This window comes from Pseudomonas morbosilactucae (assembly GCF_023241665.1).
Taxonomy (GTDB): domain Bacteria; phylum Pseudomonadota; class Gammaproteobacteria; order Pseudomonadales; family Pseudomonadaceae; genus Aquipseudomonas; species Aquipseudomonas morbosilactucae.
The window spans coordinates 200,480-223,324 of sequence record NZ_JALQCX010000033.1; the positions used below are offsets into that span (position 1 = coordinate 200,480).

24 protein-coding genes are annotated in these 22,845 nt (G+C 63.4%); 11 read left to right on the forward strand and 13 right to left on the reverse strand.

The window, feature by feature from the left end; translation table 11 throughout:
* Positions 1–60: 60 nt before the first annotated feature.
* Positions 61–1,737 carry a DUF4153 domain-containing protein gene (locus tag M1B35_RS18410; protein ID WP_268262714.1) on the forward strand — a complete coding sequence of 559 codons (1,677 nt, stop codon included), beginning with the start codon at positions 61–63 and terminating at the stop codon, positions 1,735–1,737.
* A 56-nt stretch (positions 1,738–1,793) separates the two neighbouring features.
* Here the strand turns inward: M1B35_RS18410 and M1B35_RS18415 are convergent, their stop codons facing one another.
* Positions 1,794–2,990, reverse strand: coding sequence for a class I SAM-dependent rRNA methyltransferase (locus M1B35_RS18415; RefSeq protein ID WP_123327660.1), 1,197 nt, complete (start codon positions 2,988–2,990; stop codon positions 1,794–1,796).
* A 217-nt stretch (positions 2,991–3,207) separates the two neighbouring features.
* Between M1B35_RS18415 and M1B35_RS18420 the strand changes: the two genes are divergently transcribed.
* Together M1B35_RS18420 and mutM are read left to right on the forward strand one after the other, a co-directional pair.
* The gene (locus M1B35_RS18420) at positions 3,208–4,020 is read left to right on the forward strand and encodes an HDOD domain-containing protein (RefSeq protein WP_185039041.1); all 813 of its coding nucleotides are present in this window, start codon (positions 3,208–3,210) and stop codon (positions 4,018–4,020) included.
* A 33-nt stretch (positions 4,021–4,053) separates the two neighbouring features.
* Positions 4,054–4,866: a bifunctional DNA-formamidopyrimidine glycosylase/DNA-(apurinic or apyrimidinic site) lyase gene (mutM, locus tag M1B35_RS18425; protein WP_268262715.1), complete on the forward strand. Its 813-nt coding sequence runs from the start codon at positions 4,054–4,056 to the stop codon at positions 4,864–4,866.
* Positions 4,867–4,957: 91 nt separating this feature from the next.
* On the opposite strand, the gene M1B35_RS18430 is transcribed toward mutM, so the two are convergent.
* The 5 genes from M1B35_RS18430 to M1B35_RS18450 form a co-directional block, all read right to left on the reverse strand.
* A complete protein-coding gene (locus tag M1B35_RS18430) occupies positions 4,958–5,209 on the reverse strand; it encodes a YfhL family 4Fe-4S dicluster ferredoxin (protein ID WP_123327657.1) in 252 nt (83 codons plus the stop codon).
* 106 nt (positions 5,210–5,315) lie between these two features.
* The gene (gene coaD, locus M1B35_RS18435) at positions 5,316–5,795 is read right to left on the reverse strand and encodes a pantetheine-phosphate adenylyltransferase (RefSeq protein WP_123327656.1); all 480 of its coding nucleotides are present in this window, start codon (positions 5,793–5,795) and stop codon (positions 5,316–5,318) included.
* Between the two features lie 114 nt (positions 5,796–5,909).
* The gene (locus tag M1B35_RS18440; RefSeq protein WP_268262716.1) at positions 5,910–7,505 is read right to left on the reverse strand and encodes a GMC family oxidoreductase; all 1,596 of its coding nucleotides are present in this window, start codon (positions 7,503–7,505) and stop codon (positions 5,910–5,912) included.
* 45 nt (positions 7,506–7,550) lie between these two features.
* Complete coding sequence (locus M1B35_RS18445; protein ID WP_123327654.1) at positions 7,551–8,096, reverse strand: twin-arginine translocation pathway signal protein; 546 nt, start codon at positions 8,094–8,096, stop codon at positions 7,551–7,553.
* A gap of 41 nt (positions 8,097–8,137) precedes the next feature.
* Positions 8,138–9,568, reverse strand: coding sequence for a coniferyl aldehyde dehydrogenase (locus M1B35_RS18450; RefSeq protein ID WP_123327653.1), 1,431 nt, complete (start codon positions 9,566–9,568; stop codon positions 8,138–8,140).
* A 147-nt stretch (positions 9,569–9,715) separates the two neighbouring features.
* On the opposite strand from M1B35_RS18450, the gene M1B35_RS18455 reads away from it, so the two are divergent.
* Together M1B35_RS18455 and M1B35_RS18460 are read left to right on the forward strand one after the other, a co-directional pair.
* Entirely contained in the window at positions 9,716–10,387 is a 672-nt protein-coding gene (locus tag M1B35_RS18455; protein WP_268262717.1) for a TetR/AcrR family transcriptional regulator, read from the forward strand.
* A 33-nt stretch (positions 10,388–10,420) separates the two neighbouring features.
* Positions 10,421–11,275 carry a sulfurtransferase gene (locus M1B35_RS18460; RefSeq protein ID WP_268262718.1) on the forward strand — a complete coding sequence of 285 codons (855 nt, stop codon included), beginning with the start codon at positions 10,421–10,423 and terminating at the stop codon, positions 11,273–11,275.
* A 35-nt stretch (positions 11,276–11,310) separates the two neighbouring features.
* Here M1B35_RS18460 and M1B35_RS18465 read toward each other — a convergent pair whose 3' ends face one another.
* The 6 genes from M1B35_RS18465 to M1B35_RS18490 form a co-directional block, all read right to left on the reverse strand.
* Positions 11,311–12,138, reverse strand: coding sequence for an AraC family transcriptional regulator (locus M1B35_RS18465; RefSeq protein ID WP_268262719.1), 828 nt, complete (start codon positions 12,136–12,138; stop codon positions 11,311–11,313).
* 3 nt (positions 12,139–12,141) lie between these two features.
* Complete coding sequence (locus M1B35_RS18470; protein WP_268262720.1) at positions 12,142–13,143, reverse strand: hydrolase; 1,002 nt, start codon at positions 13,141–13,143, stop codon at positions 12,142–12,144.
* 58 nt (positions 13,144–13,201) lie between these two features.
* The gene (rsmD, locus tag M1B35_RS18475) at positions 13,202–13,822 is read right to left on the reverse strand and encodes a 16S rRNA (guanine(966)-N(2))-methyltransferase RsmD (protein WP_123327648.1); all 621 of its coding nucleotides are present in this window, start codon (positions 13,820–13,822) and stop codon (positions 13,202–13,204) included.
* A complete protein-coding gene (locus M1B35_RS18480) occupies positions 13,822–15,312 on the reverse strand; it encodes a M16 family metallopeptidase (protein ID WP_268262721.1) in 1,491 nt (496 codons plus the stop codon). Before M1B35_RS18480 ends, rsmD begins: the two co-directional genes overlap by 1 nt.
* The gene (locus M1B35_RS18485; protein ID WP_268262722.1) at positions 15,305–16,660 is read right to left on the reverse strand and encodes a M16 family metallopeptidase; all 1,356 of its coding nucleotides are present in this window, start codon (positions 16,658–16,660) and stop codon (positions 15,305–15,307) included. Before M1B35_RS18485 ends, M1B35_RS18480 begins: the two co-directional genes overlap by 8 nt.
* Positions 16,661–16,811: 151 nt before the next feature.
* A complete protein-coding gene (locus M1B35_RS18490) occupies positions 16,812–17,006 on the reverse strand; it encodes a hypothetical protein (protein WP_123327645.1) in 195 nt (64 codons plus the stop codon).
* Between M1B35_RS18490 and ftsY the strand changes: the two genes are divergently transcribed.
* From ftsY to rpoH, 4 genes are all read left to right on the forward strand, one after another.
* On the forward strand, positions 17,005–18,525 hold the full coding sequence (gene ftsY / locus M1B35_RS18495; protein WP_268262723.1) for a signal recognition particle-docking protein FtsY: 1,521 nt from the start codon (positions 17,005–17,007) through the stop codon (positions 18,523–18,525). The genes M1B35_RS18490 and ftsY overlap by 2 nt on opposite strands.
* A complete protein-coding gene (gene ftsE / locus M1B35_RS18500; RefSeq protein WP_123327643.1) occupies positions 18,522–19,193 on the forward strand; it encodes a cell division ATP-binding protein FtsE in 672 nt (223 codons plus the stop codon). Before ftsY ends, ftsE begins: the two co-directional genes overlap by 4 nt.
* Entirely contained in the window at positions 19,190–20,212 is a 1,023-nt protein-coding gene (ftsX, locus tag M1B35_RS18505) for a permease-like cell division protein FtsX (protein ID WP_123327642.1), read from the forward strand. The genes ftsE and ftsX overlap by 4 nt, the downstream gene beginning before the upstream one ends.
* Before the next feature lie 113 nt (positions 20,213–20,325).
* Entirely contained in the window at positions 20,326–21,180 is an 855-nt protein-coding gene (rpoH, locus tag M1B35_RS18510) for an RNA polymerase sigma factor RpoH (RefSeq protein WP_123327641.1), read from the forward strand.
* A 155-nt stretch (positions 21,181–21,335) separates the two neighbouring features.
* Here rpoH and mtgA read toward each other — a convergent pair whose 3' ends face one another.
* The gene (gene mtgA, locus M1B35_RS18515) at positions 21,336–22,058 is read right to left on the reverse strand and encodes a monofunctional biosynthetic peptidoglycan transglycosylase (protein WP_123328116.1); all 723 of its coding nucleotides are present in this window, start codon (positions 22,056–22,058) and stop codon (positions 21,336–21,338) included.
* 75 nt (positions 22,059–22,133) lie between these two features.
* On the opposite strand from mtgA, the gene M1B35_RS18520 reads away from it, so the two are divergent.
* Positions 22,134–22,514 carry a DUF423 domain-containing protein gene (locus M1B35_RS18520; protein ID WP_123327640.1) on the forward strand — a complete coding sequence of 127 codons (381 nt, stop codon included), beginning with the start codon at positions 22,134–22,136 and terminating at the stop codon, positions 22,512–22,514.
* A gap of 71 nt (positions 22,515–22,585) precedes the next feature.
* Complete coding sequence (gene thiS, locus M1B35_RS18525; protein ID WP_185039009.1) at positions 22,586–22,786, forward strand: sulfur carrier protein ThiS; 201 nt, start codon at positions 22,586–22,588, stop codon at positions 22,784–22,786.
* Positions 22,787–22,845: the final 59 nt, after the last annotated feature.

Here is a 22,845-nt window from a genome sequence, read left to right on the forward strand (position 1 = left end):
GACCACGGGCCATTGGCCCTAGACTTCGTGCCCTCGCACGCTCCCACAAAAGGATTTGCAATGCCTGCGCCGAACCACTCGCTGTTGTTTTACCTGGTCATCGCCCTGGTCCAGGGCCTGTTGTTTGTCAGTGGCCAGATGCATGACGTGCCTGCACTGGCCTTTGCCTGCTGCACCTTGGCCGTGGTGGGCGGGGTCAACTTGCAACTGCTTGGCCGGGCCGCCTGGCAACGGGGCACCTGGTGCCTGGTCATCGCCTTGAGCCTGCTGATGGCCGGGTTCAGCCTGTCGTTGTATGCGACAGAAAACTACAGCTGGTTATGGGCTCGCTGGCACCTGGCATCGGTGGTGCTGCTGTACATCGGCACGGCCTTTATTCTCAGCTGGCCGACCCGCGAAGGCCTGTGCCCGCGTTACCAGGACCTGTTCCGGCACGCCTGGAACAACGCTTTTATCGTGTTGCTGGCCAGCCTGGTGACTTTGGCCTTCTTCCTGTTGCTGTGGTTGTGCGGCAAGTTGTTCTCGATCCTGGGCATGCCCCAACTGAGCCAACTGTTCGCCTCGCGCTACTTTCTGTCATTCAGCGTTCCGCTGTTCTTCTCCCTGGGCATGCGCATGGGCCTGGAGAACGAAAAGGTCATCGGTCTGCTGCGGGGCATCCTGTTGACGGTGTGCCGTTACCTGTTGCCGCTCAGCGCGCTGATTGCCGTGATCTTCACCCTGGCCCTGGTGTTCAGTGGCCTGCAGCCGATCTGGGACACCGGGTATTCCACGGCCATCCTGCTGTGCCTGGTGGCCGCCAACCTGTTTCTGCTCAACGGTGTGTTCCAGGACGGAGAGCAGGATGCGGGTTACGCCCGGCTGCTGAAGCTCCTGGTCAACGCCAGTCTGTTCTGCCAACCCTTGCTGGTCCTGCTGGGCGGCTATTCGACGTGGTTGCGTATTGATCAATACGGCCTGACGCCCCAGCGTTTCCTGGCCATGCTCCTGGTGACCCTGGCCCTGGTGCACAGCCTGGCGGCATTGTGGGCGGTGCTGGCCCGGCAGCCGGTCTGGCTGGGCAGCCTGCGGCGCAGCAACCCGTGGATTGCGGTGCTCAGCTTTGTGGTGCTGATCCTGGTGTTCACGCCGCTGCTGAACCCGCTGGCGTTCAGTGCTCGCAATCAGGTCGAGCGTGTGGTGAATGGCCTGACGCCGGTGGAGGAGTTCGATGTCCGGCTGCTGCGCTACCACCTGGGCCAGCCGGGCGAGGAGCAGTTCGAGGCGTTGCTCAAGCGTGTGCAGGAGGGGCAGGTGCTTGATGAGGCTGGCCGCCAGCGCCTGGCGGAACGGATGCAGGAGGCAACGACCCAGCGTTGGGCGCAGGAAGAAGAAAAGCCCAAAGTCGAATGGTTGAGCCCGGAGCCGGAGGGCAGTGGGCAGATTCTCCAGTCCCAGGGCGCCGACAATCAGTGCGGCCGGCGCGGTTGTGTGGCCTGGGCGGTGGACCTGGACAGCGACGGTCATGACGAAGTCTTGCTGATTTCCAGGAACCGGTGGGCGTCCTCTGCGGCGCTGTTTGTGCAGCAAAAGCCCGGTGTGTGGCAGGAAACGGGCAGGCTGGAAGGCCTGCAGGATACGCCGCTGCTGATCGAACAGATCCGTCGCGGCAAGGCCACCCTGGTGACGCCGCGCTACAAAGTCCCGAAAGTGGACGGGGTGGAGTTGAACCTGAGGCTCTACAACCTGCGCGACTGAGCAGGCGAGCAAAAAAATCCCGGCACATGGCCGGGATTTTTGCATCAGGGCTGCACTCAGCTGTTAGGCAGCAGGCGGCAGGTGATGCTCTTGATATAGCGGGTTTCCTGGATGGCCGGGTGCACCGGGTGATCCGGGCCTTGGCCGCCGCGTTCCAGCATCTGGATATTGCGGTCCAGGTGACGGGCGCTGGTCAGCAGGATGTTCTGCAGGTCGTCTTCCGGCAAATGCATGGAGCACGAAGCGCTGACCAGGATGCCGTCCTTGCTCAGCAGGCGCATGGCTTGCTCGTTCAGGCGGCGGTAGGCGCCTTCGCCGTTCTTCATGTCCTTCTTGCGTTTGATGAAGGCGGGCGGGTCGGCGACGATCACGTCGAAACGCTCTTCGCTGGCCTTGAGTTCTTTCAGGGCTTCGAACACGTCGCCTTCGATGCAGGTCATCTTCTCGGCCACGCCGTTCAGCGCCGCGTTGCGCTCGACGCCGTCGAGGGCGAAGGCGGATGCGTCGACGCAGAACACTTCACTGGCGCCAAACGCCGCCGCTTGCACGCCCCAGCCGCCAATGTAGCTGTACAGGTCGAGTACGCGCTTGCCTTTGGCGTAGGGCGCCAGGCGGGCGCGGTTCATGCGGTGGTCGTAGAACCAGCCGGTTTTCTGACCCTGGATCACCGGGGCTTCGAACTTCACGCCGTTTTCTTCCAGGGCAACCCACTCCGGCACCAGGCCGAATACGGTTTCCACGTAACGCTCCAGGCCTTCGGCATCACGCGCGGCGGAGTCGTTCTTGAACAGGATGCCGCTGGGCTTGAGCACCTGGACCAGGGCGGCGATCACGTCGTCCTTGTGCGCTTCCATGGTCGCGGAGGCGAGCTGCACCACCAGGATGTCGCCGAAGCGGTCCACCACCAGGCCCGGCAACAGGTCGGAATCACCGTAGACCAGGCGGTAGAACGGCTTGTCGAACAGGCGCTCACGCAGGGACAGGGCCACGTTGATGCGGTGCACCAGCAGCGATTTGTCCAGGGCCAGCTTGGCATCGCGGGACAGCAGGCGAGCGCAGATCAGGTTGTTCGGGCTCATGGCCACGATCCCCAGCGGCTTGCCGCCGGCGGCTTCCAGGACTGCCTGGTCGCCTGCCTTGAAGCCGTGGAGCGGGGTGGCGGCTACATCGATTTCGTTGCTGTAGACCCACAGGTGACCGGCGCGCAGGCGGCGATCGGCATTGGCTTTGAGGCGCAGGCTTGGCAGGGACATGACGTCGCTCCGGGAAAAAAGGGCGCGAGTATAACCCGTTAGCGATCAGGCGCGTGGGTGGCTGGACCTGTGGTGGTGGGGCGGTTGTGTAAAGTTCCTGTCCATGTGGGCCACTTTTGCGCTTTAGGGGTTAGAATCGCCGCCTATTCCAGAGTGTGTACTTATGTCCCAAGAACTCTCCGAAGAGCAGATTCAGCAAGCCCTGCAAGGTATCAGCGTGCCGCCTCAACCGCAGATCATGGTGGATTTGCAGATGGAGCAGTACATGCCCGACCCCGACCTGGAGGTGATCGCCAAGCTGATCTCCCAGGACCCTGGCCTGTCCGGCGCCTTGTTGAAGATCGTCAACTCGCCGTATTACGGCTTGAGCAACAAGATTGCCTCGATCCAGCGCGCGGTGAACTTGCTGGGCAGCCGCTCGATCATCAACCTGATCAACGCGCAGTCGATCAAGGGCGAGATGAGCGACGAGACCATCGTCACCCTCAACCGCTTCTGGGACACCGCCCAGGACGTCGCCATGACTTGCCTGACCCTGGCCAAGCGCACCGGCTCCCAGGCCATCGACGAAGCCTACGCCTTAGGGTTGTTTCACGATTGTGGCGTGCCGCTGATGCTCAAGCGCTTCCCCAACTACATGACGGTGCTGGAAGAAGCCTACGGCAGCGCCGGGCCGCAGAACCGCGTGGTGGACACCGAGAACCGGGCGTTCAACACCAACCATGCGGTGGTCGGCTATTACACCGCCAAGTCCTGGCGCCTGCCGGAGCACGTGACCAACGCCATCGCCAATCACCACAATGCCCTGGCGATCTTCAGCGACGAGTCCTCGCGCAACAGCCAACTGAAGAACCTGCTGGCGATCCTCAAGATGGCCGAGCACATCTGTGCGTCCTACCGGGTGCTGGGCAACCAGTCCGAGGACCATGAGTGGCAGGCTGTCGGGCCGCTGGTGCTGGATTATGTCGGGCTGTCGGACTACGACTTCGAGAACCTCAAGGAAACCGTGCGCGAACTGGGCGCGCACTGATTCTTTACCGCTTGCCGAGTCTCTGAGGGGCCCATGCCTGAATTACCCGAAGTCGAAACCACCCGGCGCGGTATCGCGCCGCACCTGGAGGGGCAGCGCGTCAGCCGTGTGATCGTGCGTGACCGGCGCTTGCGCTGGCCGATCCCCGAAGACCTGGATGTGCGCCTGTCCGGGCAGCGCATTGTGCTGGTGGAGCGGCGGGCCAAGTACCTGCTGATCCAGGCCGAGGTCGGCACCCTGATCAGCCACCTGGGCATGTCCGGCAACCTGCGCTTGGTGGAAGCCGGGCTGCCGGCGGCCAAGCACGAGCATGTGGACATCGAACTGGAGTCGGGCCTGGCCCTGCGCTACACCGATCCCCGACGCTTTGGCGCGATGCTCTGGAGCCTGGACCCGCTCAACCACGAGTTGCTGGTGCGCCTGGGGCCGGAGCCGTTGACCGATCTGTTTGATGGCGAGCGCCTGTATCAACTGTCCCGAGGGCGTTCCATGGCGGTCAAGCCGTTCATCATGGACAACGCAGTGGTGGTCGGGGTGGGCAATATCTACGCGACCGAGGCCCTGTTCGCCGCTGGCATCGACCCGCGTCGCGAAGCTAAGGGCATTTCCCGGGCGCGGTACTTGAAGCTGGCGATCGAGATCAAGCGCATCCTGGCGGCGGCCATCGAGCGGGGCGGCACCACCTTGCGCGACTTTATCGGTGGCGACGGCCAGCCGGGCTACTTCCAGCAGGAACTGTTCGTCTACGGGCGTGGCGGGGAGCACTGCAAGGTCTGTGGTACAGGCCTGCGGGAGATCAAGCTGGGGCAGCGGGCCAGCGTTTATTGCCCGCGTTGCCAGAGCTGAAAACGCTTCGCCGACACGTCGGCTCCTACAAAGGGTGGTGTCTGTAGGGGCCGGCTTGCCGGCGAAAATGTTCTAAAAGACGGCAAATGCCTCAAGCCTTACCGGTGATCTTCCGGTATTTGGCCATCAACTCTTCTTCGGTTTCCGGACGGGCTTCGTCCAGCGGAATGCAATCCACCGGGCATACCTGCTGGCACTGCGGTTCGTCGTAGTGGCCAACGCACTGGGTGCACAGGCTCGGGTCGATGACGTAGATTTCTTCGCCCTGGGAAATGGCGGCGTTCGGGCACTCGGGTTCGCAGACGTCGCAATTGATGCAATCGTCGGTGATGATCAGGGACATGGGGCACTCCGGCCAGGGCGGCAGGCCCGGGCATTTGAAAAACCAATGGGCGCAATTGTGCCGCATTGGCGCCCGCAGTGCACGCGGGCGCGATGGGCTGTGCCGCTTACTTCTTGAAGCGCAGGGTCAGGGCGTCCGCCACGGCAGGGTGGACGAATTTGCTGATGTCGCCGCCCAGGGCCGCAATTTCCCGGACCAGAGTCGAGGAAATGAACGAATAACGCTCCGACGGGGTGAGGAACAGGCTTTCCACGTCTGGGGCCAGTTGGCGGTTCATATTGGCCAGCTGGAATTCGTATTCGAAGTCCGACACCGCCCGCAGCCCACGCAGGAACACATTGGCGTTCTGCTCTTTGGCGAAATGCGCCAACAGGGTGGAGAAACCGACGACTTCAACGTTCGGCAGGTGTTTGGTGACCTCGCGGGCCAGCTCTACCCGCTGTTCCAGGGGGAACAAAGGGTTTTTCTTCGGGCTGGCGGCGACAGCGATAATCACGTGGTCGAACAGGCGCGCGGCGCGTTCGACCAGATCGCCATGGCCCTTGGTAATAGGGTCGAAGGTACCTGGGTACAACACTCGGTTCATCGCGTCGTCCTGGCGGGAGTCCGTTGGGGAGTCGGATGGTATCGCAGCCTTTCCGGTCGGCCAAGTCGCCTGTTACGGAAGAAAGCACTATAGACGCGACGAATAAGCGTCTTTTCAAGGATTTTTCAGGCGTTCGGCCAAGGCCGTGGCCAGTTGCGCGGTCAGCCCATAGACCGACAGCTGGGGGTTGGCGCCGATGCTGGTGGGAAACAGCGAGCCATCATGAATCGACAGGTTCTGCAGTTGGTGGTGGCGCCCCAGGCTGTCGGTGACGGCATTTTTCGGGTTTTCGCCCATGGCGCAACCGCCCATGACGTGGGCGCTGCCCAGGCGGGTGCGGTACAGCTCCAGGCTCAGGCCGTCGATCATGCTTTTGGCCTCGGCCAGGGTTTTGACGAAGTGTGCGTCGCTGTGCAGCGGCATCACTGTCTTGGCGCCGCCGGCGAACTGGATCTGCGCCATGCTGTGGAAGGCCCGGCGCAGGCCGTCCCAGGTGTAGGGCGACACCGGGTAGTCGAGCACCGGGGTGTTGTCGCTGCGCAATTCGACGCTACCGCCGATGCTGTCGGGGTGAAAGCCGTCCCGCAGCAGCGCCAGCATGGCGTGGGTGTGGGGCAGTTGTTCCATTCTCAGGGCGCTCTGGGGGCCGAAGCCGCCCAACAAGGTGCTGGCCAGGGCCGGTTGCAGGGGTGGTACTTCGAGCTTGTAGGACATTTTTCCGGTGGTGCCGTCCAGCCATTGGAAGTGGTCGGAGTAGATCGACTGCGGCGCGCCGTAGAACGGGTTGATCACCTCATCGAACTGCCCGGCGGAGAAGTTCACCAAATGCAGGAAGGTCCGCTTGCCCAGGCGCGAGTGAGGGTCGGGTGCGTCGGAGCGCAATAGCAGGGCCGGGCTGTTGATGCCGCCGCCGGACAGCACGTAGTGCCTGGCTTTGACTGTGATACGGCGCCCGGTGGGGGCCACGCAGCGTGAGTCCATGGCCATGCATTCCAGGCCGCTGACCTTGTCATCCTTGATCTGCAGGCGCTCCGCCCGCGCCAGGTACAGCAACTCGCCGCCGTGCTCCAGGGTGGCCGGGATGGTGGTCACCAGCATCGATTGCTTGGCATTGGTCGGGCAGCCCAGGCCGCAATAACCCAGGTTCCAGCAGCCGCGCACGTTGCGCGGGATCACGTGCCAGCTGTAGCCGAGCTGCTCGCAGCCTTTGCGGACCACGTCGTTGTTGGCGTTGGGAGGAATCATCCAGGGGGCGACGCCCAGGCGTTGCTCCATCTTCTCGAACCAGGGGGCCATTTCGCTGCTGCTGTGGCCTTTGACGTCGTGTTCGGCGGCCCAGTGCTCCAGGGTCGGGTCCGGGGTGCGGAAGCTCGACGTCCAGTTGATGAGTGTGGTGCCACCCACGGCGCGGCCCTGGAGGATGGTGATGGCGCCGTCCTTGCTCATGCGCCCGATGCCTTCCTGATAAAGGCTGGTGTAGGCCTGGTCTTCGAGCATCTTGAAATCGCTGCTGGTTTTCAGCGGGCCTTCCTCAATCAACAGCACCTTGTAGCCGGCGGCGCTGAGGATTTCCGCGGTGGTCCCGCCGCCGGCGCCGCTGCCGATGATGGCGACGTCGGCTTCCAGGGTCAGGTCCTGTTCGAGTTGTGAGGCGTTGTAGGTTTTCCAGCCGCGGGCCAGGCCTTCGCGGAACAGATCAGGGACGGGCATATCGGGCGCTCTCTTTTTATTGTGGTGTCGCAGCCATGGCGCGGGTCAGACCGTGGGCGGGCCTGGATAACCGCAATGGGTCCAGGATTCGGCGCGGCTGTACCAGGCCATCATCACCAGTTGCAGCAGCGAGGCGTGGCCCATGCGCAACAGGGACAAGGCGCTGTTTTCCCAGCGCTGGAGAAAGCGCCGGATGTCCTCGGCGCTGGCGTTTTCCCAACGGCCCCAGATGCCGGTCAGGGGCCCGCGCGTCACGGCCATGCCCAGTACGTCGAACAGTTGGCGGGTGAGCTTGAGCATCTCTGGCGACAGGTGATCCAGGGCGTTGTCCAGGCATTTGAGGGTGCCTTCGATGGCCGCCGGCATTGCCGTGGCCGTGACTGCACCGTCGAGCATCACCGGGACCAGCGCCCGCAGAAATGGCAGGTCGCCACTGCGCAGGTTGGCGAAGCCGCTGGCTGGGGTGCTGGCGGAACAGCCGCTGAGGCTGGCACCGAGACCAGCCGTGGCGAGGAAGGCACTGGCGCAGAGGCCGATTTTCAGCAGGCCGCGCCGTGACAGCGCGGGTGATTCAGACAGGCTTGGGGTCATTGTTGTTATTACCCGATGGTTATTACCCGGCGAGGTGCTGGTCAGCGAATGAACAGCTTCTGGATCAGTTTCTGGATGGCGTTGCCGTAAGGCGGGTAAATAAGCCGCGCCGCATTCAAGCGTTGCTTGGTCAGCACGCCCTTGGCCTTGCTGAAGGTCAAGAAGCCTTCATGGCCGTGGTAGTGGCCCATGCCGGACTGGCCAATGCCGCCGAAGGGCAGGTCGTCCTGGGCCACGTGCAGCAAGGTGTCGTTGAGACAGACGCCGCCGGAGTGGGTCTCGTTGAGCACCCGGTTCTGCTCACCCTTGTCATAGCCGAAGTAATACAGCGCCAGGGGCCTTGGGCGCTGGTTGATGTAGGCAAAGGCCTGGTCCAGGGTCTTGTAGGGCACCACGGGCAGGATCGGGCCGAAGATTTCGTCCTGCATCACCGTCATGTCGTCGCTGACATTGAGCAGCAGGCTGTGGCCCATGCGCCGCTCCTGGTTCTGCTCGAAGATCGGCATCAGCAACGCGCCCTTGCCGGTGGCGTCGCTGAGGTAGCTGTTGAGCCGGGCCAGTTGCCGGGGGTTGATGATCGCGGTGTAGTCCGGGTTGTCCTGGAGCTTGGGATAGAAGCCGCGCACGGCCTTGCGGTAGGCCTCGACGAAGGCGCCGATGCGGTCTTCCGGCACCAGCACGTAGTCGGGGGCCACGCAGGTCTGCCCGGCGTTGAGGGTCTTGCCGAAGGCGATGCGCTCGGCGGCGTCCTTGAGGGGCACGTCGCTGGAGACGATGGCCGGGGACTTGCCGCCCAGTTCCAGGGTCACCGGGGTCAGGTTCTCGGCGGCGGCGCGCATCACGTGTTTGCCGATGCTGGTGGCACCGGTGAACAGCAGGTGATCAAAGCGCAGCCTGGAAAAGGCCATGCCCACTTCCGCCTCGCCCAGCACCACGCACACCAGGTCTTCGGGAAAGATCCGCGCCAGCAGGCTCTTGAGCAACTGGCCGGTGGCCGGGGTCGACTCGCTGAGCTTGAGCATCACCCGGTTGCCGGCGGCCAGCGCGCCCACCAGCGGGCCAATGGCCAGATACAGCGGGTAGTTCCACGGCACGATGACCCCAACCACCCCCAACGGTTGGTAGATGACCTTGGCCGAGGCGGGCTGAAACGCCAGGCCGACCTTGCGCCGCGAGGCTTTCATCCAGCCCTTGAGGTGTTTGTTCGCGTAGTGGATGCCGTGCAGGCTGGGCATCAGTTCTGCAAGCAGGGTTTCATCGGCGCTGCGGTTGCTGAAGTCCTGGCTGATGGCGTCGATCAGCGCCTGGCGTTCGTTGCTGAGCAGGGTCGAGAGGCTTTTGAGCCACTGCTGGCGTTGCGCCGCGGGGGGCATGGGGTTGGCCGCATAGGCTTGGCGCTGGGCGGCAAACAGCGTGTCGAGCGCGTCCGGGTGCTGATGGGAATCCTGTAGGTAAGCGATTTCGGCAGGCATGGACGGCTCCAGTGATTTGGGGGTGGCTAGTTTTTAGAGTTTATACTCTAATTTGTCAAACTCTACTCCAGACGGTCTGCGATTTATCCGGTCGAGGATAGGTCGTAAGATGCCGACCAGCCTTTTCAGTGAGTAAAGCTCAAGCCCATGGCCCCACGGATCAAAACTCGCGAACGCATCGTCCAGAACAGCCTCGAGCTGTTCAATCAGTTGGGCGAACGCACTGTCAGCACCAACCATATTGCGGCGCATATGGCGATCTCCCCGGGCAACCTGTACTACCACTTCCCCAATAAGCAGGCGATCATCGCCGTGCTGTTCCAGGAGTACGAAACCCTGGTGGACAGCTTCCTGCGCCCGCCCCAGGAGCGTCCGGTGACTGTGGAAGACAAGCGCCATTACCTGCAGGCGCTGCTGGTCGGCATGTGGCGATACCGCTTCTTGCACCGTGACCTGGAGCACCTGCTCGACAGCGACCCCGAGCTGGCGGCGCGTTATCAACGCTTCTCCCAGCGCTGCCTGGTCCAGGGCGCGGCCATCTACGAGCGGTTCGTCGAGGCCGATATCCTGGCCATGGACAAGGTGCAGATCGAAGCCCTGACCCTCAATGCCTGGATCATCCTCACATCTTGGGTGCGCTTTCTGTGCACCACCCGGGAAAACTCCGCCCACCTCAGTGAACAAGCGATGAAGCGCGGGGTTTACCAAGTGCTGGTGCTGGAGGCCGGTTTTGTCACCGAGCAGGCCCGGGAGGCGGTCAAGCGTCTGTTTGAGGAGTTTTATGTGCCCCTGGCCCAGGCGCTGGAAGAAGTGCAGTAGGATCAATCCCTGACCCATTCACAGGAGCCCGCTATGCCCATTGCGCAACTGATCAGCCCGCTTGCCCTGGACCAGAGGAAAGAGCAGCCCGGCCTGGTGATTCTGGACTGCCGCTTTGCCCTGGAGGACCCCGACTACGGGCAGCGCAGCTATAGCGAAGGGCATATTGCCGGGGCGCATTTTGCCGATCTGGAGCGGGACCTCAGCGGGCCGGTGAGCAAGGGCCTGACCGGGCGCCACCCGTTGCCCCAGGCGGAGCCATTGCTGGCGCGCCTGCGGGCCTGGGGCATCGAGGCGAACAGCGACATTGTGCTGTATGACGACGGTCCCGGCGCCTTTGCCGCACGGGCCTGGTGGTTGCTGGCCTGGCTGGGCAAGCGCGATGGCGTGTTTATCCTCGATGGCGGCCTCAAGGCGTGGCACGGCGCCGGCTTGCCCCTGAGCCTGGATGCCCCGTCCAGTGTGCCCGGCAGCTTTGTCGGCCGGCCCGACAACCGCTTGCTGCTCAGCGCCGAACAACTGCAGCAGCGCCTGGGCCAGCCGGAGCTGACCCTGCTCGATGCCCGTGCCTTGCCGCGTTTTCGCGGTGAAGTCGAGCCGATCGACCCCGTGGCTGGGCATATTCCCGGTGCCCAATGTGCAGCCTTCAGCGACAACCTGGGCAGCGACGGGCGCTTCCTGCCGGCGGAGCAGCTCAAGCAGCGCTTCGCCGCCCAGTTGGGCAATCGTTCGGTGGACGGGCTGGTGGCCTATTGCGGCTCGGGCGTGACCGCCTGCCACAACCTGTTTGCCCTGTGCCTGGCGGGTTACCCCTTGGCGCAGCTGTACGCGGGTTCCTGGAGCGAGTGGATCACCGACCCCCAGCGAGCCATCGCCACCGGTGACTGAACCCATGATGGCGCGGCGCCAAGTGCCGCCGGCTCCTAGAGCACGGCGGCGCGATAGGCCGCTGGCGCCACGCCATACACCTGCTTGAACTGCCGGCTGAGGTGACTCTGGTCGGCGAAGCCCAATTGCGTTGCCACTTCCAGCGGCAGGCAGCCGTCGCGTAACAGTGCCCGGGCTTTGGCGATCCGTTGCTGCATCAGCCAGGTATGGGGTGGAACCCCGGTGGCGCGGCGAAACACCCGGGCGAAGTGAAAGGGCGATAGATTCACCGCTGCGCCCAGCTCTTCCAGGGACGGCGGGGCCGCCAATTGGGCGCGCAACAACTCTTTGGCCTGGACGATGGCCCGGTGTTCCTGCCCCGGTTGCCGCGGGCTGTTGACCCCGGCATGACGCTGCAACAGCTGAAGCATCATTTCCCGCCACAGGGTTTGCTGCTGCAGGGCAGTGGCCGGGCTTTCCAGCAGGTGGTGCAGGCGGCAGAACCCGCTGACCAGGTCCGGGTCGCGGTACAGGGTGGCGCCGAAGGCCGGCAGCGGGTCGCTGGGCAGTTCCAGCTCGTCGAGCAGGGTCACGATCTGCTGGTTATCCGGGTAGAACGCCCGGTACAGCCAGCCGTTCTCGGTGCCTTTGGCGCCGGTGTGCAATTCGTCTGGGTTGATCAGCACCAGAGTGCCGCTGCCGGCCAGGTGTTCCGCGCCGCGATAACGGTAGCGCTGGGCGCCGGCCATGATCATGCCGATCACGAAACCATCGTGAACGTGGGGCACGAAGCGCTGCTCGATGTAGCGCGCCGACAGCAGTTCGACTCCCGCCAGCGGTGCGCTTTGCCAGAACCGGATGGATTCGCCCTGGTTGCCGTCCATGGGTCAGTGCCGCTCCAGGCCGGCCAGCCACTCTGGAATCCGCCGCTCCAGGTAGTAACCGGGGTGTTGCAGCGAGCCCTCGACAAAGCCCACGTGCCCGCCCTTGGCCTGCAACTCGAACTCGGTGCTGGGCGACAACTCTTCTGCCAGCGGCAGGCTGTGGGGGAAGACAAAGGGATCGTCCGCGGCCTGGATGATCAGGGTTGGGCTGTGGATCTGCCCGAGGAAATAACGGCTGGACGCGCGGCGGTAATAGTCCGTGGCGTCGGCGAAACCGTGCAGCGGTGCGGTGACCCGGCCGTCGAAATCCCAGAAGGTACGCATCTTCTCCAAGGAGCCGAGTTTGGCCAGGGTGGCCAGGCCTTCATGGCGCCCGTCGTGCTGGAAGCGGCGTTGCTTGTCCCTGATATAGGCCAGCATCTGGCGCATGAAGTGCGCTTGGTAGACCTTGGAGAACCCCTGGCCGATACGGTCCGCGCACTGGTCCAGGCGAAACGGCACCGACACCGCCACTGCACCCCGCAGCGGGCTGTCGGCGGCCCGTTCCCCCAGGTACTTGAGCAGCACATTGCCGCCCAGGGAATAGCCCACGGCGTACAGCGGCGCCAGGGGCCGTTTGGCCCGCAGGTGATCGATGGCGGCGGCCAGGTCTTCGCTGGCGCCGGAGTGATAGCTGCGGGGCAACAGGTTGGGTTCGCCGGAGCAGCCGCGCCAATTCAGTGCTGCACTGGCCCAGCCTCGAGTCGCCAGGGCTTTTTGCAGGCCCGCCACATACGGCGAGTTGGACGAGCCGGTCAGGCCATGCAGCACCAGCACCAAGGGCGCGTCCGCCGTATGCGGGCCGTGCCAGTCCAGATCGAGAAAATCGCCGTCTTCGAGCCACAGGCGCTCGCGCGGGCGTTCCAGGTGGGTGGTTTTGCGCCACAACGGGCCCCACAGGGTCTGCAGGTGCGGGTTGCCGAGGCCGAAGGCGGGAGAGAAGGGGGCGGCAGGCGATAGGGGCACGGTGATTCTCAAGGGCAGCGGTGCGCAGCAGGCTGCGCACATGTTTCAGGCCGATGGGTTAACCGGCGGTGTCTGCCATACGTTGCCACAACGCGTAATACACCTGCCCGGATTTTTGCTCACGATGCAGGCGCCAGGTCCCGGGCAGGCCCAGGGTAGAGGGCGCGGTTTCGCTTTCGGTGTAGATCCAGGCGTTGTCCGCCAGCCAGCCACGCTCTTCCAGCAGGGCGCAGGCGGCAGGCAGCAGGTTCTGGTTGAACGGCGGGTCGAGGAAGGCCAGGTCGAACGGTGTTGCCGGCTGGCTTTCCAGGTAGCGCAGGGCGTCAGCGGTCTGCGCCTGGCCCACGGTGCAACGCAGGGTGCCCAGGTGCTCGCGCAGGCTGGAGATCGCAACGTTGCTGCTGTCTAGGGCCAGGCCCGAGGCGGCGCCGCGGGACAGGGCTTCAAGGAACACCGCGCCGCTGCCGGCGAACAGATCGATGATCTTGGCCCCGGCTACATAAGGCGCCAGCCAGTTGAACAGGGTTTCCCGCACCCGGTCCGGGGTGGGGCGCAGGCCCGGCAGGTCGGGGAAGCTCAGCTTACGGCTGCGCCATTCGCCGCCGATGATGCGCAGGTTGCCCACACCGTTGTGCTGGTTGTGAACGGGTTTCTTGCTGGGATGCGGTGAACGGGCCATCAATGCTCCGGAACCCCGAGCGGTTGCTCGGCGGGTTTATCAGTAGGGGCCGGCAACGGCTTTTGTGCAACGGTAGGGCCGGCCGTGACGATGACCATCTTGTCGACGCTCAGGTGTTTGTTCAGCGCGGTCGTGACCTGTTCCACCGTCAGCGCCTGGGATTGGCGCATGAAGTCTTCGAGGTAGCTCAGCGGCAGGTTGTAGAAGCCCATGGCGCCCAGTTGCCCGACGATGTCGGCGTTGCTGGCGGTGGACAGCGGGAAGCTGCCGGCCAGTTCGCGCTTGGCGTCGTCCAGTTCTTTCTGGGTCGGGCCGGTCTTGAGGTAGTCGGCGAGGACGTCCTGCACCAGTTTCAGGGTGCCTTCGCTCATCTCGGCGCGGGTTTGCAGGTTGATCATGAACGGGCCGCGGGCCTGCATCGGGGTGAAGCCCGAGTAGACGCCGTAGGTCAGGCCGCGTTTTTCCCGGACTTCGCTCATCAGGCGGGTGCCGAAGCCACCGCCGCCGAGGATCTGGTTACCCAGGGACACGGCCGCGTAGTCCGGGTCGTCACGGTCGATGCCCAGTTGCGCCAGCATCAGGCTGGTCTGGCTGGATGGGAACTCGATATGACCGATGCTCGCCTTGGGTTCGCTGGGTTGGGCGATCTTCGCCAGGGCCGGGCCCTTGGGCAGGGCAGCCGATACCTGGGCGGCGACGGCTTCGGCGTCGCTGCGGGACAGGTCGCCAACCAGGGCGATCACCACGTTGCCAGCGGCGTAGGCCTTGGCGTGGAATGCACGCAGTTGGTCGAGGCTGATGCCCGGAACACTTTTCGCGGTGCCATCGCTGGCATGGGCGTAAGGGTGATCGCCGTACAGGCGCTTCATCAACTCCAGGCTGGCCAGCTTGCCGGGGTTCTGCTTCTGGTATTCGAAACCGGCGAGCATCTGGTTCTTGATCCGCGCCAGGGAGTCGGCAGGGAAGGTCGGTTTGCCCACGACTTCGGCGAACAGCTTCAGGGCCGGCTCGCGCTTATCCACCGCGCTCAAGCTGCGCAGGGAGGCCACGGCCATGTCTTTATAGGCACCGTTGCCGAAGTCCGCGCCCAGGCCTTCAAAGCCCTGGGCGATGGCGCCGACGTCTTTGCCGGCCACACCTTCGTTGAGCATGGCGTTGGTCAGCAGGGCCAGGCCCTGGGCGTTGCCATCCTGGCTGCTGCCGGCGGAGAAGATCAGGCGCAGGTCGAACATCGGCAGTTCGCGGGCTTCGACGAACAGCACCTTGGCGCCTTCGGCGGTGTTCCAGGTCTGCACATTCAGGTTGCGATGGCTAGGTGCCTTGCCGTCCAGTTCGGCCAGGGACTGCAGCTTCTGGCTGCTCTTGGCCTGGTCCAGGGCCTGGCTGGCCTTGGACTCGCTGGAGCGCAACAGGTACAGGCCGGCGGCAATGATCAGGGCCAGCAGCGCCAGACCGAGCAGGATCGGGGATGCAGTCTTGCGCTTATTCATGAGCGGACTCCTCAGGCAATACGTGGGCCACGCTCAGGCGTTCGCGGGTGAAATAGGTCCGGGCAGCTTTCTGGATGTCTTCCGGGGTCACGCTTTGCAGTTCTGCCAGTTCGGTGTCCATCAGCTTCCAGGACAGGCCGACGGTTTCCAGTTGGCCGATGGAGCTGGCCTGGCTGGTGATGGAGTCACGCTCGAAGACCAGGCCGGCGATGACCTGGGCGCGCACGCGTTCCAGCTCCTCGGCGCTCGGCGGGGTGGTTTTCAACTGCTCCAGCATGCGCCACAGGCCGGCTTCTGCCTGGGCGATGGTTTTTTTCTTCTGGCTGTTGGGGGTGGCCGAGAGCATGAACAGGCTGTCGCCCCGGGTGTAGGCGTCATAGCGTGTGGAACCGCCGGACAGCAGCTCTTCGCCGCGCTCCAGTTGGGTCGGAATGCGCGCGCTGTAGCCGCCGTCGAGCAGAGCCGAGGCCAGGCGCAGGGCGTTGACCGAGCGCTTGTCTTCGGTGGTGGCGATGCTTGGCACGTTGAAGGCCAGCATCAGGCTCGGCAGTTGGGTTTTCACGTGCAGGGTGATCTGGCGCTCGCCGGGTTCGGCCAGTTCCATGGGGATCTTCGCAGCGGGCACATCACGCTTGGGAATCGGGCCGAAGTAACGCTGGGCCAGGGTTTTCACCTCGTCCGGGGTGACGTCGCCGACCACCACCAGGGTGGCGTTGTTCGGCACGTACCAGGACTGGTACCAGTGGCGCAGCTCCTCGACTTTCATGCGATTGAGGTCGGCCATCCAGCCGATGGTCGGCGTGTGGTAGCCGCTGGCCGGGTAAGCCATGGCCTTGAAGCGCTCGTAGGCCTTGGACATCGGCTTGTCATCGGTGCGCAGGCGACGTTCTTCCTTGATGACTTCGATTTCGCGGGCGAACTCGTCGGCCGGCAGGCGCAAGCTGGCCATGCGATCGGCTTCCAGCTCGAAGGCGACGCCCAGGCGGTCGCGGGCCAGTACTTGGTAGTAGGCGGTGAAATCGTCGCTGGTGAAGGCGTTTTCTTCGGCGCCCAGGTCCCGCAGGATCAGCGAGGCTTCGCCGGGGCCGACCTTTTCGCTGCCTTTGAACATCATGTGTTCCAGGGCATGGGACAAACCGGTCTGGCCCGGGGTTTCGTAGCTGGAGCCGACCTTGTACCAGACCTGGGAGACCACAACCGGCGCGCGATGGTCTTCGCGCACGACCACTTTGAGGCCGTTATCCAGGGTGAATTCATGGGTGGGTTGGGGGTCGGCAGCCAAAGCTGAAAGGGGCAGACAAACTGTGCTGAGCAGCAGGCCTGCAGCGCGGCGGGCTAGAGCATTCATTCGTTTTTAAACCTGTTGGGCTGCCCGCTTGGTCTTAGCGTCGGCGGGCGAGGAGGTGCTAGGATACTGATCCGTTTTGGCGGCGGCCACGCCTATCGGGCCTTTGTGCCGGGTCAGGTTGTATGGGTTTGCTGCGGAAGGTCGGTTTTTATCAGCTAAACTTCGCTTTTTCGCCGATTTTGCCGTTCCAGTCCTGAGTGAAATCGATCTTTGAAGCGCCCGTTGGCACTTCAACAAAATGTTGCGCGTGAACAAGCTGGATTAAACGCAGTCTGTTCTGCATCGAATATTTATTTACCGAGGCGCCACCTTGGCGCATCGCTACCTTGAGATAGCCGTCCTCCATGTTTGGTTCCAACGACGACAAGAAGACCCCAGCTGCGGCTGGCGAGAAGAAAGGCCTGTTCGGATGGCTGCGTAAGAAACCGCAGGAAACCGTCGTCGAACAGCCGCAAGTCCCTTCCGAGGCCGCTCCGGCGCCCGTTGCCGAACAACCCCCCATCGCCGAAACGCCGGCTCCGGTGGTCCTGCCGCTTGCGGAGCCGGTGCTGCAGCCCCGTGTCGAGGCCGAACCTGAGCCGGTCCCAACTGCCGAGTTGCCCCTGACCCCGCCGCCCGAGCACGAGCCCTGGCTGACCTTGCCGGTGGCGGAAGAGCCGGTGGCCTTGGTGGAAGACACCCAGGCCGAACACGTCGCCCCGCCTATTCCGGTGCTGGACGTTATCCCCGAGCCGGTGGCTGAGGTGGTTGTGACTACACCGGCGCCAGTGGTCGAGGCCGAGGCTCCGCTAGCCCCCGTATTCGTTGCCCCTGAGCCTGTTGCTCCTGCTCCTGCTCCTGCTCCTGCTCCTGCTCCTGCTCCTGTAGCCGAGCCGGTGGCGCTTGTGGAGCCCGAGCCTGTGGTCGAGCCTGTTCGCACCGCCGAAGAAGGCAAGGTCGGTTTCTTCGCTCGCCTCAAGCAGGGCCTGTCCAAGACCAGCGCCAGCATTGGCGAAGGCATGGCCAGCCTGTTCCTGGGCAAGAAAACCATCGACGACGAGCTGCTGGAAGACCTGGAAACCCGTCTGCTGACCGCTGACGTAGGGGTTGAAGCCACGTCGGTGATCATCCAGAACCTGACCCAGAAGGTGGCGCGCAAGCAGCTCACCGATTCCGACGCGCTGTACGCCTCGTTGCAGGCCGAACTCACCGGCATGCTCAAGCCTGTGGAGCAGCCGCTGCAGATCGTCGCCCAGAACAAGCCGTTCGTGATCCTGGTGGTGGGCGTCAACGGCGCCGGCAAGACCACCACCATCGGCAAGCTGGCGAAGAAGCTGCAACTGGAAGGCAAGAAAGTCATGCTGGCCGCGGGTGACACCTTCCGTGCGGCGGCGGTGGAGCAGCTCCAGGTCTGGGGCGAGCGCAACAAGATCCCGGTGATTGCCCAACACACCGGTGCGGACTCGGCTTCGGTGATCTTCGACGCCGTGCAGGCTGCCAAGGCCCGCGGCATCGACGTGCTGATCGCCGACACCGCCGGTCGCCTGCACACCAAAGACAATTTGATGGAAGAACTGAAGAAGGTGCGCCGGGTGATCGGCAAGCTCGACGCCGACGCGCCTCACGAGGTGCTGTTGGTGCTGGACGCCGGTACCGGTCAGAACGCCATCAACCAGGCCAAGCAGTTCAACCAGACGGTGCAGCTCACCGGTTTGGCCCTGACCAAGCTCGACGGCACCGCCAAAGGCGGGGTGATCTTCGCCCTGGCCAAGCAATTTGGCCTGCCGATCCGTTATATCGGTGTTGGCGAAGGCATCGATGATCTGCGTACCTTTGAAGCCGAACCCTTTGTCCAGGCACTGTTTGCCGAGCGGGAGCGTTCATGATTCGTTTCGAACAGGTCGGTAAACGCTATCCGAACGGTCACGTCGGCTTGCATGAGCTGAGCTTTCGAGTCCGTCGCGGCGAGTTTCTGTTTGTCACCGGGCACTCCGGTGCCGGTAAAAGTACCTTGCTGCGCCTGCTGCTAGCCATGGAGCGCCCCACCAGCGGCAAGTTGTTGCTGGCCGGGCAGGACCTGGGGCAGATCAGCAACGCGCAGATTCCTTTTCTGCGTCGGCAGATCGGCGTGGTGTTCCAGAACCACCAGCTGTTGTTCGATCGCACCGTGTTCAACAACGTCGCCTTGCCGCTGCAAATCCTCGGCCTGTCCAAGGCGGAAATCGCCAAGCGTGTGGATTCGGCCCTGGAGCGCGTGGCGCTGTCGGACAAGACCGATCTGTTCCCGGGGGACCTCTCCACCGGCCAGCAGCAGCGTGTCGGTATCGCCCGCGCCATCGTCCATCGCCCGGCCTTGCTGCTGGCGGATGAACCCACGGGTAACCTCGACCCGCGCCTGGCGGCGGAAATCATGGGGGTGTTCGAAGACATCAATCGCCTGGGCACCAGCGTATTGATCGCCAGTCACGACCTGGCGCTGATCGCGCGCATGCGCCATCGCATGCTGACCCTGCAACGCGGTCGCTTGATCGGTGATGGGGAGGCCGGCGTATGAGTGCCACTCGCACCCCTAAAGTGGCTGAGCGCGTAGCGCCCAAAGCCTCCGACCCGCAACCGTCGAAGAAAAAACACGACGAAGACGACGGCCCGGATTTCGGCACCTTGTTGCGTGCCTGGATCGAAAGCCATCGCGCCAGCTTGCTGGACAGCCTGCGGCGCCTGGGCAAGCAGCCGATCGGCAGCTTCTTTACCTGCCTGGTGATGGCCGTGGCCCTGAGTTTGCCCATGGGCCTGTCGCTGTTGCTGAACAACGTCGAGCGTCTGGGCGGTTCCTGGCAGCGGGCGGCGCAGATTTCCCTGTACCTGGAGCTGGATGCCAGCGCCACCGAGGGCGAGCAGCTCAGTCAGCAGATCAAAGGCCTGCCGGGTGTGGCGGACGCCGAGTTCATCAGCAAGGACATGGCCCTGCAGGAATTCCAGCAGCAGTCCGGCTTGGGCGAGGCCTTGCGCGAGCTGCCGCACAACCCGCTGCCGGGCGTGGTGCTGGTGACCCCGGATGAAGTCGACAAGCCAACCCTGGAAGCCTTGCGTCAGCGCCTGGCGGATATGCCCAAGGTGCAACTGGCGCAGCTGGACCTGGTCTGGGTCGAGCGGCTGGCGGCGATCCTCAAGCTGGGGGACCGCTTTGTCTTCGGCCTGACGGTGCTGTTGGTGTCTGCATTACTTTTGGTGATAGGCAATACCATTCGTCTTCATATTGAAAACCGCCGCATCGAGATAGAAGTGATTAAACTCGTCGGCGGCACAGACAGCTATGTGCGGCGTCCCTTCCTTTATATGGGGGCGTTGTACGGCTTCGGTGCCGGGCTTCTGTCCTGGGGCGTCCTGGCGTTCGGCCTCAACTGGCTGAACGATGCGGTCGTCGGGCTGGCCGGTTTGTACGGCAGTGATTTCGCCCTCGCGGGTGTGCCGGTCGCAGATGGTCTGTCGCTCTTGCTAGGCGCGGTGCTGTTGGGTTATATCGGTGCGTGGATTGCGGTGGCCCGTCACCTGAGGGAACTGGCACCGAAGTAATGTCTTTTTGCTTGTATTGACCTTTCAGCATTTATGGGAACTTGTTCTGCGGTTCCCGGTCAATTTTCGCAGTGCTGAACTGCACGAGTTATGTGAGTCGGAGGTTTTTTCGTATGACCACTTCTTTGCAACCTGCTTATGCCTTGGTTCCAGGCGCAAACCTGGAAGCCTACGTGCACACGGTGAACAGCATTCCATTGCTGACCCCTGAGCAGGAGCGTGAACTGGCCGAGAGTCTCTACTATGAGCAGGATCTTGAGGCGGCTCGGCAGATGGTGCTCGCCCACCTGCGTTTTGTTGTACATATCGCCCGTAGCTATTCCGGCTACGGTTTGGCCCAGGCTGACCTGATTCAGGAAGGCAACGTTGGCCTGATGAAAGCCGTGAAGCGCTTCAACCCGGAAATGGGTGTGCGCTTGGTGTCCTTTGCTGTGCACTGGATCAAGGCGGAAATCCACGAGTTCATCCTGCGTAACTGGCGCATCGTGAAAGTGGCGACCACCAAGGCCCAGCGCAAACTGTTCTTCAACCTGCGCAGCCAGAAGAAACGCCTGGCCTGGTTGAACAACGAAGAAGTCCACCGCGTGGCCGAAAGCCTCGGTGTTGAGCCGCGTGAAGTGCGCGAGATGGAAAGTCGCCTGACCGGCCAGGACATGGCCTTCGACCCCGCTGCGGAAGCGGACGACGACAGCGCCTTCCAATCGCCGGCTAACTACCTGGAAGACCACCGTTACGACCCGGCGCGCCAACTGGAAGATGCCGACTGGACCGACAACTCCACCAGCAACTTGCATGAAGCCCTGGAAGTGCTGGACGACCGCAGCCGCGACATCCTCTACCAGCGCTGGCTGGCGGAAGAGAAAGCCACGCTGCACGACCTGGCACAGAAGTACAACGTGTCGGCCGAGCGGATTCGCCAGCTTGAGAAAAGCGCGATGAACAAGCTGAAGCTATCGATTGCCGCGTAAGCCACAACGCGTAAAAAAACGCCCCGATCATTGATCGGGGCGTTTTTGTTTCCGGCCCACGCTGTGACCTTGTGGGAGCTGGCTTACCAGCGATAGCGCCAGCAGATTCAAGGCCAACCTCAGGGGCTTTATCGCCGGTAAGCCGGCTCCTGCGGTTAGTTGGTCCAGGGCGCTGTGCGCGAATCATTCAGCTTGCTGAGGTACTCGGCGCCGCCCAGTTGGCTCATTTGCCGCCGAATCCAGCCTGCGCGTTGCAGGACATAGGTGCTGGGATGCCCGGCGCTCCAGACCCGCGGGTTAGGCAGCACCGCCGCCAGCAAGCTGGCCTGTTGGCGTGTCAGTGAGGCCGCGCTGACGCCAAAGTGGTGCCGTGCTGCCGCTTCGGCGCCAAACACGCCTTCATCCCACTCCACACTGTTGAGGTAAACCTCAAGAATCCGCTGCTTGGGCCAGAAGATTTCGATCAGCCCGGTAAACCAGGCTTCAAGGCCCTTGCGCAGCCAACTGCGCCCCGACCACAGGAATAGGTTTTTCGACACTTGCTGGCTCAGGGTGCTGGCGCCGCGGATCGAGCCGCCGCGCTCGTTGTGGGCAAGGGCTGCCTGGATGGCGTCGATATCGAAGCCCCAGTGCTCGGGAAACTTCTGGTCCTCACCGGCGATCACCGCCACCTTGATGTTGTCGGAAATCTCATCCCAGGGTTTCCAGGTGCGTTGCAGGTCAATGGGCTCGCCATCGAACCACGACTCGACCTTGCGCTCGACCATCAGCGCCGTGCCCGGAGGCGGCACCACGCGAAACACCAGGACCAGCAAGATGCTGCCCGCTACAAACCAGAGCAGGGCTTTAGTGAGGCGACGAAAGAGTAAACGCAGCATAGAGATGGCTTGGCCGAACCCGTGGAAGCGGGCCATTATACAGACCCTGCCCGATGATTCTGACTGGAGTTCCCCATGTTGCGTGGCTTCTTGATGCTGGCCGCCTTTTTCGGCTTTACCGGTGTCGCCCTCGGCGCATTTGCCGCCCACGGCCTGAAGAGTCGGCTCAGCGCCGAGTACCTGGCGATTTTCCACACCGGCGTCACCTATCAGCTCGTGCACACCCTGGCCCTGTTCGGCGTAGCCCTGCTGGCCACCCATATCCCCGGGCGCCTGGTGACCTGGGCCGGGGTGTCGTTCGTGATCGGTATCCTGCTGTTCTCCGGCAGCCTGTACCTGCTGACCCTGACCGGCATCAGCAAGCTGGGCATCGTCACCCCGTTTGGCGGCCTGGCCTTCCTGCTTGGCTGGTTCTTCCTGGGCCTTGCCGCCTGGCGCCTACAGCTCGCCGCCTGACGCTTGTAGCTGACCTTTGGGTCACGATCGGGCTAGAATGCTGGCCCCTAAAAATGATGGCGGCCTCGAGCATGCGCATTCAGTTGAACGGTGAATCCTTTGAACTCCCTGACGGCGAGACCGTTGCGGGCCTGCTGACCCGCCTGGAACTGACCGGGCGGCGGATCGCGGTAGAGCTCAACCTGGATATCGTTCCGCGCAGCCAGCACGGCGAAACCCTCCTTAAAGAGGGTGACCAAATCGAAGTGGTCCACGCCATCGGCGGCGGCTAGCCCCTTGGGCCCAGGCCCCGCATAGCGCAAGAATTCTGCAAGAACCTCACCCCAACAGA

Coding starts and splice junctions, on each gene's coding strand:
- M1B35_RS18465 (WP_268262719.1), bottom strand. CDS start 12,138: ATGGACGGCAACCAGGGCGAATCCATCCGGTTCTGGCAAAGCGCACCG.
- M1B35_RS18415 (WP_123327660.1), bottom strand. CDS start 2,990: ATGTCCCTGCCAAGCCTGCGCCTCAAAGCCAATGCCGATCGCCGCCTG.
- M1B35_RS18410 (WP_268262714.1), top strand. CDS start 61: ATGCCTGCGCCGAACCACTCGCTGTTGTTTTACCTGGTCATCGCCCTG.
- M1B35_RS18430 (WP_123327657.1), bottom strand. CDS start 5,209: ATGTCCCTGATCATCACCGACGATTGCATCAATTGCGACGTCTGCGAA.
- mtgA (WP_123328116.1), bottom strand. CDS start 22,058: ATGCTGCGTTTACTCTTTCGTCGCCTCACTAAAGCCCTGCTCTGGTTT.
- ftsY (WP_268262723.1), top strand. CDS start 17,005: ATGTTTGGTTCCAACGACGACAAGAAGACCCCAGCTGCGGCTGGCGAG.
- rpoH (WP_123327641.1), top strand. CDS start 20,326: ATGACCACTTCTTTGCAACCTGCTTATGCCTTGGTTCCAGGCGCAAAC.
- M1B35_RS18480 (WP_268262721.1), bottom strand. CDS start 15,312: ATGAATAAGCGCAAGACTGCATCCCCGATCCTGCTCGGTCTGGCGCTG.
- M1B35_RS18450 (WP_123327653.1), bottom strand. CDS start 9,568: ATGCCTGCCGAAATCGCTTACCTACAGGATTCCCATCAGCACCCGGAC.
- M1B35_RS18455 (WP_268262717.1), top strand. CDS start 9,716: ATGGCCCCACGGATCAAAACTCGCGAACGCATCGTCCAGAACAGCCTC.
- M1B35_RS18440 (WP_268262716.1), bottom strand. CDS start 7,505: ATGCCCGTCCCTGATCTGTTCCGCGAAGGCCTGGCCCGCGGCTGGAAA.
- M1B35_RS18460 (WP_268262718.1), top strand. CDS start 10,421: ATGCCCATTGCGCAACTGATCAGCCCGCTTGCCCTGGACCAGAGGAAA.
- M1B35_RS18520 (WP_123327640.1), top strand. CDS start 22,134: ATGTTGCGTGGCTTCTTGATGCTGGCCGCCTTTTTCGGCTTTACCGGT.
- M1B35_RS18445 (WP_123327654.1), bottom strand. CDS start 8,096: ATGACCCCAAGCCTGTCTGAATCACCCGCGCTGTCACGGCGCGGCCTG.
- coaD (WP_123327656.1), bottom strand. CDS start 5,795: ATGAACCGAGTGTTGTACCCAGGTACCTTCGACCCTATTACCAAGGGC.
- ftsE (WP_123327643.1), top strand. CDS start 18,522: ATGATTCGTTTCGAACAGGTCGGTAAACGCTATCCGAACGGTCACGTC.
- ftsX (WP_123327642.1), top strand. CDS start 19,190: ATGAGTGCCACTCGCACCCCTAAAGTGGCTGAGCGCGTAGCGCCCAAA.
- M1B35_RS18485 (WP_268262722.1), bottom strand. CDS start 16,660: ATGAATGCTCTAGCCCGCCGCGCTGCAGGCCTGCTGCTCAGCACAGTT.
- M1B35_RS18490 (WP_123327645.1), bottom strand. CDS start 17,006: ATGGAGGACGGCTATCTCAAGGTAGCGATGCGCCAAGGTGGCGCCTCG.
- mutM (WP_268262715.1), top strand. CDS start 4,054: ATGCCTGAATTACCCGAAGTCGAAACCACCCGGCGCGGTATCGCGCCG.
- rsmD (WP_123327648.1), bottom strand. CDS start 13,822: ATGGCCCGTTCACCGCATCCCAGCAAGAAACCCGTTCACAACCAGCAC.
- thiS (WP_185039009.1), top strand. CDS start 22,586: ATGCGCATTCAGTTGAACGGTGAATCCTTTGAACTCCCTGACGGCGAG.